2 protein-coding genes are annotated in these 830 nt (G+C 30.0%); both read right to left on the bottom strand.

Annotation, left to right across the window (positions count from 1 at the left end; genetic code table 11):
* Nucleotides 1-222: Hpt domain-containing protein (locus ABFX13_RS14600; RefSeq protein ID WP_346047235.1), on the bottom strand; the 222-nt coding region annotated here is incomplete at its 3' end.
* Nucleotides 223-325: 103 nt separating this feature from the next.
* On the bottom strand, nucleotides 326-830 hold a 505-nt coding region (locus tag ABFX13_RS14595), incomplete at its 5' end, for a methyl-accepting chemotaxis protein (protein WP_346047233.1).

Genomic DNA, 830 nt, shown 5'->3' with positions numbered 1-830 from the left:
AAAAACGTCTTCTATACTATGAGTAAGTTTTGTTATGCTATCATAACCCATCATAGCTGAAGAACCTTTAATAGTGTGCATTGTACGGAAAATCTCTTCTATTTCTTCTTTCCCCAAATTTCCTGTTTCTGATTGTCCTCCAAGTAAAATTTCTTCTAATTGCTCTAATAATTGCATATTTTCATGCACGTAAAATTCATTTAAAGAATCCATTCCGCTCATATTTTTCTCCTTTATTAATTAACACAATAAATTCAGTTTTTAAAAATGGAAGCATAAAAGCTTCCATTTTTATCATAATTTAATAATCCAAAATTATTTCTTACTAGAATTCATTCATGCTAAAATAATTTTTTTCATCATTATTAAAGTTTATATGCTTTTTAGAACTATTTATATCTTTTAGTTTAAAGTTTTCAATAAGTGATTTAAGCATTTGAGCTTGTCCACTTAACTCTTCACTAGCAGCAGCACTTTCTTCTGATGTTGCAGAGTTTGTTTGTACTACTTCTGAAATTTGTTCTATTCCTAATGTAATTTGATTAATAGCACTAGCTTGTTCTTCAGATGCTTTTGCTATTGCTTCAACTACTACAGTAGTTTGTTTAGTTGCATCTATTATTTTTTCTAATGATCTAGCTGTGTTATCTACAATTTCAGTTCCCTTATCAACTGCTTCTATTGAATTTACAATAAGTGTAGATGTATTTTTAGCAGCTTCTGCTGATTTTGCAGCAAGATTTCTTACTTCATCAGCAACAACAGCAAATCCCTTACCAGCAGAACCTGCACGTGCAGCTTCTACTGCAGCATTTAATGCTAATATATTT

The sequence above is a fragment of the Paraclostridium tenue genome, assembly GCF_039521565.1.
In the GTDB taxonomy this organism is placed as follows: Bacteria; Bacillota; Clostridia; order Peptostreptococcales; family Peptostreptococcaceae; genus Paraclostridium; species Paraclostridium tenue.
This window is presented reverse-complemented; position numbering and strand designations above follow the sequence as displayed.